The sequence below is a fragment of the Neobacillus drentensis genome, from assembly GCF_036966985.1.
Taxonomy (GTDB): domain Bacteria; phylum Bacillota; class Bacilli; order Bacillales; family Cytobacillaceae; genus Neobacillus; species Neobacillus drentensis_E.
Map to the genome: position 1 here is coordinate 1 of NZ_JBALSN010000302.1, position 6,098 is coordinate 6,098.

7 protein-coding genes and 1 pseudogene are annotated in these 6,098 nt (G+C 39.9%); all 8 read left to right on the top strand.

Annotation, left to right across the window (positions count from 1 at the left end):
• Nucleotides 1-140 precede the first annotated feature (140 nt).
• Nucleotides 141-290 carry a hypothetical protein gene (locus V7659_RS32280; RefSeq protein ID WP_438825866.1) on the top strand — a complete coding sequence of 50 codons (150 nt, stop codon included), beginning with the start codon at nt 141-143 and terminating at the stop codon, nt 288-290.
• Nucleotides 272-1,237, top strand: a complete 966-nt coding sequence (locus tag V7659_RS19500; protein WP_335541549.1) for an NAD(P)/FAD-dependent oxidoreductase — start codon at nt 272-274, stop codon at nt 1,235-1,237. The genes V7659_RS32280 and V7659_RS19500 overlap by 19 nt, the downstream gene beginning before the upstream one ends.
• On the top strand, nt 1,230-1,508 hold the full coding sequence (locus V7659_RS19505) for a (2Fe-2S)-binding protein (RefSeq protein WP_335541541.1): 279 nt from the start codon (nt 1,230-1,232) through the stop codon (nt 1,506-1,508). The genes V7659_RS19500 and V7659_RS19505 overlap by 8 nt, the downstream gene beginning before the upstream one ends.
• Nucleotides 1,505-1,837: a (2Fe-2S)-binding protein gene (locus tag V7659_RS19510; RefSeq protein ID WP_335541543.1), complete on the top strand. Its 333-nt coding sequence runs from the start codon at nt 1,505-1,507 to the stop codon at nt 1,835-1,837. Before V7659_RS19505 ends, V7659_RS19510 begins: the two co-directional genes overlap by 4 nt.
• On the top strand, nt 1,827-3,089 hold the full coding sequence (locus tag V7659_RS19515; RefSeq protein WP_335541545.1) for an NAD(P)/FAD-dependent oxidoreductase: 1,263 nt from the start codon (nt 1,827-1,829) through the stop codon (nt 3,087-3,089). The genes V7659_RS19510 and V7659_RS19515 overlap by 11 nt, the downstream gene beginning before the upstream one ends.
• Nucleotides 3,064-4,587, top strand: a complete 1,524-nt coding sequence (locus tag V7659_RS19520; RefSeq protein WP_335541547.1) for an amino acid permease — start codon at nt 3,064-3,066, stop codon at nt 4,585-4,587. The genes V7659_RS19515 and V7659_RS19520 overlap by 26 nt, the downstream gene beginning before the upstream one ends.
• Before the next feature lie 341 nt (nt 4,588-4,928).
• Nucleotides 4,929-5,798 (top strand): DUF1002 domain-containing protein, encoded by an 870-nt coding sequence (locus V7659_RS19525; RefSeq protein ID WP_420491746.1) that lies wholly within the window; start codon nt 4,929-4,931, stop codon nt 5,796-5,798.
• 73 nt (nt 5,799-5,871) lie between these two features.
• Nucleotides 5,872-6,098 (top strand): annotated as a pseudogene (locus tag V7659_RS19530) (SurA N-terminal domain-containing protein); the annotation flags it as partial.

Sequence of the window (6,098 nt, forward strand, 5' to 3'; positions counted from 1 at the left end):
ACATAGACAATAAGACTAGTAAATTAGCTATTCAAGCTAAGGACACATATGATCAATTAAAAGAATTTCTTTCTGATCATCCACATTTAAAACAGAAAAATAGGCATATCACCATTATTGGAGGTGGAATTGTTGGTCTAATGTCCGCCTTTTTTTTGCAAAAAAGTGGATTTACGATCACTATTTTAGAAAAAAAGTCATTTGGTGCAGCAGCTTCTGGAAGGAATGGAGGCGGAGTGCTGTCTTTAGGCAGGGAGTTATCNNATCCGAAATACCTTTCGCCAGGTTAGCCACTGAGATTTGGAGCTCGCTTCAACAAAAAAAGATTGACACGAAATATGTTTCATCTGGTCATGTAATGATCGCGAGAAATGAAGTAGAACAAGAAAAACTCCTTGCGGCACATGAAATATACACTACAGCGGGTTTAAAAGTTAAGGTTCTTTCATCTGATGAGCTGAAATGCATGGTGCCGGATCTAACATCCGAAACAAAAATGGGTTTGTTTAGCAAATCCGATGGGCAAAGCTATCCTTTTACAACGATGACTAGTTTACTAAAGTATTTAAAAGAACATGGAGCTACTGTAATCAATCATTGTGAGGTCCTTGACTTTAAGACTAGTAATCGAACCATAGAGTATGCCATTACGGAAAAAGGAAAGTTTCAATCGGATGCCTTTCTGCTTTGTTGTGGGCCTTGGACAACGGAAGTATGTAAAAAGTTAAACGAACAAGTCGTTGTCATTCCAAGACGCTCTCAAATTCTTGTCTCCGAGATTGTTAATAAAAGGAGGATTCACCCATTTGTTACAGGGAATTCTTTATATTTACGGCAAACTCACGCTGGCAATATTTTATTTGGCGGGGGAGGCTCTTGGGAAACGAATGGATTCGATGTTTCGAATACGAACTATGCATTGGAGTTTCTTTCAAGTAGATTACTAGAACTTTTCCCTACTTACAGCCATAAACAATTGATTCGGGCGTTTGCTGGGACAGTCGAACTGACGGAAGATCATCTTCCGTATTTTGGGCAATTAAACACATTCGACAATGCCTTTATCTCTGGAGGTTATAACGGCCATGGATATGGTATGTCTGCCGTCATGGGCAACCTCATGGCATATAGCTTAACGTATCAACTTAATGGAAGAGTAAATCCAATTCATGACCCCATTCTTTCTCGTTTTTCAGTAGCCCGGTCGAAAAAGAAGGCAGGAAAACTTAATGTGTAACCATTCTTTAATCATCTGTCGTTGTGAAGAAGTTTCAATAGAAGATATTCAAGATGCCATCGCTGCCGGAGCCTCGAATAGTCAGGAAATGAAAATGTCCACCCGTGCGGGGATGGGAATGTGTCAGGGCAGGTTATGCAGACCATTATTGAAGGCATTGCTGCCAGCGAATCATAAGGAAAGTGTCCATAGCCCAAGTCAACTAACCTTTCATCAGCCAGTTCGTCCTGTTTCCTTAGCCAAAATAGTGAAAAAGGAGAATTCGATATGAGAATTCAGCATCCTATCCTTCCCTCACGCTCGACAAAAACCATCTCGTTCACTTTTAATCATAAAATGTTTCAAGCAAGAGAGGGAGATACAATAGCTATTGCTCTATGGGCGAATGGAGTTAAGACGTTAAGGAATAGTGAAAAGAATCATGAACCTAGAGGCATGTATTGTGGAATCGGCCAGTGTTATGAATGTAGAATCTATCATCCGAAAATAGGGTTACTCAAAGCCTGTACGACGCGTGTTCAAGAAGGGGATCATTATTTTTCTAAAGAGCCGTTTAATGAAATGGACTTAGCAAGAAAGGGGGGAGGAAATGAAGGTTGATGTGGTAGTTGTAGGCGGAGGTCCTGCTGGTTTATCTGCAGCCATTGAAATTGGATCAAGAGGCGGTAATGTCGTGGTTATCGATGATCATCCAGCACCTGGAGGAAAATTACTAGGACAGCTGCATCAAGAAGGGAATCATTCTAAATGGTGGAAGGGAATTGAATTTGCGCAAGAATTAAAACAAAAGGCCCTAGCTGCCAACGTTCAAATTCTATCCGAGAAGCAGGTTTGGGGATTGGAACCAGGATGGAAGGTGCACATTTCTGATCTGGTTCAGAATGAATCAGGAATGGAAATTCAAGCAGATTGTGTATTACTAGCTACGGGTGCTGTTGAAAAGCCAATACCTATCCCTGGTTGGACATTGCCAGGTGTGCTATCCATTGGTGCAGCCCAAGTTATGACAAATGTATATCAGGTATTGCCTGGCAAAAAAGTAATCGTTGCTGGGATTGATATTTTGTCACTATCGATTGCACGTTCTATGAAGCTAGCAGGAGCGGATGTAGAAGGAATTTACATGCTCCCACATAGCCCATTCTCCAATTATGCTTCCCCGCTTTTACATCTAGAAACTTTAAACGAGATGACAGATTTTGCTCCTACTAAAATGATTAGACTTACAGGCAAGTTATTAAAATCTAAAACAGGGCGAAAGATTGCAGCCCAATTTTACCCACCTATGGGAATAAAGATGTGGGGGATTCCGATTCACTTAAGACGCACCATCCTTTCGATCAATGGGAAACATGAGGTCGATAGTGCGACCATTACTAAGATTGACGTTAATGGTAACCCAATTGGAGAACAAAAGGTTATCCAAGCAGATACAGTCTGTATTTCAGGAGGACTTAGCCCTTTATATGAGCTGGCTGCTACGGCAGGGTGTAAGTTTGTTACTTTGGAAGGATTATCAGGTACGGTGCCATTACATAATAAAGAGCTCGAAACAACAGTTCCTAATCTCTTCGTTGCTGGCAATATTACCGGAATAGAAGGGGCAAAAGTAGCCATGGCACAGGGAACGTTAGCAGGTAAATCTATTTGTAATAAATTGAGGATTGGCAATCTTAAAATGGCAGATATGGAAGAAGCGCTTTCTTTTGTGGAACGTAGTAGAAAATTATCCGATATTCAGTTCCATCCCAAAGTTTCAGAAGCAAGAGAGCACTTGGATGATCTATGGAAAACATTAATTAAAGACGTGAGTCGGGAGGACAAGAATGGGAGCAATCAAAAGCTATACTAATGACCAAAATAATCAGAAATATCAGAATAACGAAGGAAGTAAAGGTCATATTCAACGCAAACTAAAGGCACGTCACATGACGATGATTGCTATTGGGGGGTCAATCGGGACAGGGTTATTTTTAGCGACAGGGGCGTCCATTCAAACAGCTGGACCCGGTGGGGCGTTAATCGCTTATGGAGCTATCGGCATTATGGTCTACTTTTTGATGACAAGTCTTGGAGAAATGGCTACTTTAATGCCGATTTCGGGATCGTTTTCAACCTATGGCAGCCGTTTTGTCGATCCGGCCTTTGGGTTTGCACTTGGTTGGAATTATTGGTTCAACTGGGCGGTTACATTGGCGGTTGAAATCGCTGCATCAGCTATTATTATGAAGTTCTGGTTGCCGGATGTACCGAGCATCGTGTGGAGTGCACTGTTTTTAGGACTGATCTTTTTATTGAATGCATTGTCGGTTAAAAGTTACGGAGAATCCGAGTATTGGTTCTCCTTAATAAAAGTAGTGACCGTCATTGTTTTCATTGGAGTCGGTTTACTCACCATTTTCGGTATTCTGGGTGGACAGTTTATCGGGTTTAAAAACTTTACTTTAGGAGATGCACCTGTTCATGGCGGCCTTATGTCCATTTTAAGTATTTTTTTCATTGCAGGTTTTTCCTTTCAAGGAACGGAACTCGTGGGGATTGCTGCAGGAGAAAGTGAAGAGCCGGAGAAAAACGTACCAAAGGCGATTCGACAAGTATTTTGGCGGATTCTTCTATTCTATATCGTTGCCATTGCTGTCATTGGCCTTATCATTCCTTATACAAGTCCAAACCTGTTAGGCAGGGATGTCGACAGCATCGCTGTCAGCCCTTTTACCCTTGTATTTAATAAAGTGGGCATTGCATTTGCGGCATCTGTGATGAATGCGGTTATTTTGACATCGGTCTTATCGGCAGGAAGTTCCGGATTATATGCATCAACACGCATGCTATGGTCCATGGCAAAGGACGGACAGGCACCTAAGTTCTTACAAAATATAAATGATCGCGGGATTCCGATGAATGCCCTTGTCATGACGACGATTATCGGGGGATTGGCCTTTTTAACGTCTATTTTTGGAGATCAAGTGTATACATGGTTATTAAATGCGTCAGGCTTAACTGGATTTATTGCATGGATCGGAATTGCAGTCAGCCACTACCGTTTTAGAAAAGCATATATGGCCCAGGGCAGGGACTTGAACGATTTAAAATTTAAAGCGAAATGGTTCCCGTTTGGTCCAATTCTCGCTTTTGCGATGTGTGTCATTGTGATTTTCGGCCAAAATTATCAAGCTTTTTTAACTAGTGAGATTGATTGGTATGGATTGGCCGTGTCTTATATTGGATTACCGATCTTTTTGGCATTATGGCTCGGGTATAAACTCGTTCATAAAACGAAGGTCGTTCCATTAAAGGAATGTTCTTTTGAAGAGAAGTCCATATCTAATTTCGATCAGACAATTCATTAACATTAACTCTGCTAACAAAAAGGCTTCGCACTTAGTGAAGCCTTTTTGTCATGCTTAAAGTTCTTTTAATGATTATTTAAGATTGATAACGGAATTCAGATCAACTTGAATTTGGACTTTTGGGGTTTACTGTAAAGGTTGTAACATTTTTATCTACCATGTAAGAATCTTAATATAATTAGCAAAAATGTTACCCATTCTTTAAATGCAATTCCAAACCTCTATGTTAAGATAATGCAAAGCTAATTTTTCAGGAAGTATTTTTTTTGATATTAAATATAAGTGACGAAACATTTCCTATTATTATATGAATGGTTGAATGTAAAAAAGGAGGTTTTTTTTTGAAACGAAAATTTCAGGCAATGTTTCTAGCCATTACGATGCTTTTCTCTGTTCCTTCAGTCAGCTTTGCGGACGTATCAGAAGGAGATGTCATTGTTACATTAGGGGAAGACCTAACCGAACAGCAAAAAAATGAAATGGTAGCAGAGTTAGCGGCACCGGAAAACGCACAAATTATTACCGTATCCAATAAAGAAGAGCATGATTATTTAGGGAAGTCCATACCTAAGGCACAAATTGGTTCCATTGCTATTTCATCAGCGAGCATCACAACCGGTGCCAAAGATTCCGGGTTAGAGGTTCAAACGAGCAATATTACATGGGTTACAGATGAAATGTATACAAATGCCCTGACTACTGCGGGTGTAAAGGATGCAACGATTAAGATTGCCGCTCCGTTTTCTGTTACAGGTACAGCAGCTTTGACAGGAATTATGAAGGCTTATGAAACGACAACTAATGAAGAAATTCCTGAAGAAATCAAAAAAGTGGCGAATGAAGAAATGGTGAAAACTGCACAGTTAGGTGATTCCATTGGAGCAGACAATGCTGCTGCTCTCATGGGAAAAGTTAAGGATGAAATTGCCAAGAATGAACCGAAAACAGAAGCTGACTTGCGTACATTAATTGAACAAGTTGCCACGGAGCAGGGGATTACTTTAACAGATGCAGAGTTAGATATGTTAGTAGATTTCTTCAACAAACTGAAGGCTATGGATATTGACTGGAACCAAGTAAAAGAACAATTAATGGTTACGACAGAAAAAATCTCGACATTTTTGGAATCTGAAAAAGGTCAGTCATTTTTACAAAAGTTGCAAGATTTCTTAAATCGCTTATTTGATGAGATTGACGTCCTCTTTGCTTAATGAAAAAAGGTTGATATTGCAAACTATCAAAATAAAACTTTTTGATTTTAGGAAAAACGAAAGGAGATAGATCATGAAGAAAATTATATTTCCTCTTATTGCAGGAATCATGGCTATTACTTTAACAGCTTGTGGATCAAACGATAAAGGTGCACAATCCAATAATAGTAAGGAGCAAACTAAAACTGCTCAAACCGAGGAACAAGATCAAGAGAAACAGATGAAAGAAATGCAGAAGAAGCTAGATAAGCAAAAAATAGACGAGAAGAAAACCGTTGCTATCATCAATGATGAAAAGGT

What these genes read in the sequence shown, in the direction of transcription:
- V7659_RS19520 (WP_335541547.1), top strand. Translation starts at nt 3,064, where the DNA reads ATGGGAGCAATCAAAAGCTATACTAATGACCAAAATAATCAGAAATAT.
- V7659_RS19510 (WP_335541543.1), top strand. Translation starts at nt 1,505, where the DNA reads ATGAGAATTCAGCATCCTATCCTTCCCTCACGCTCGACAAAAACCATC.
- V7659_RS19505 (WP_335541541.1), top strand. Translation starts at nt 1,230, where the DNA reads ATGTGTAACCATTCTTTAATCATCTGTCGTTGTGAAGAAGTTTCAATA.
- V7659_RS19515 (WP_335541545.1), top strand. Translation starts at nt 1,827, where the DNA reads ATGAAGGTTGATGTGGTAGTTGTAGGCGGAGGTCCTGCTGGTTTATCT.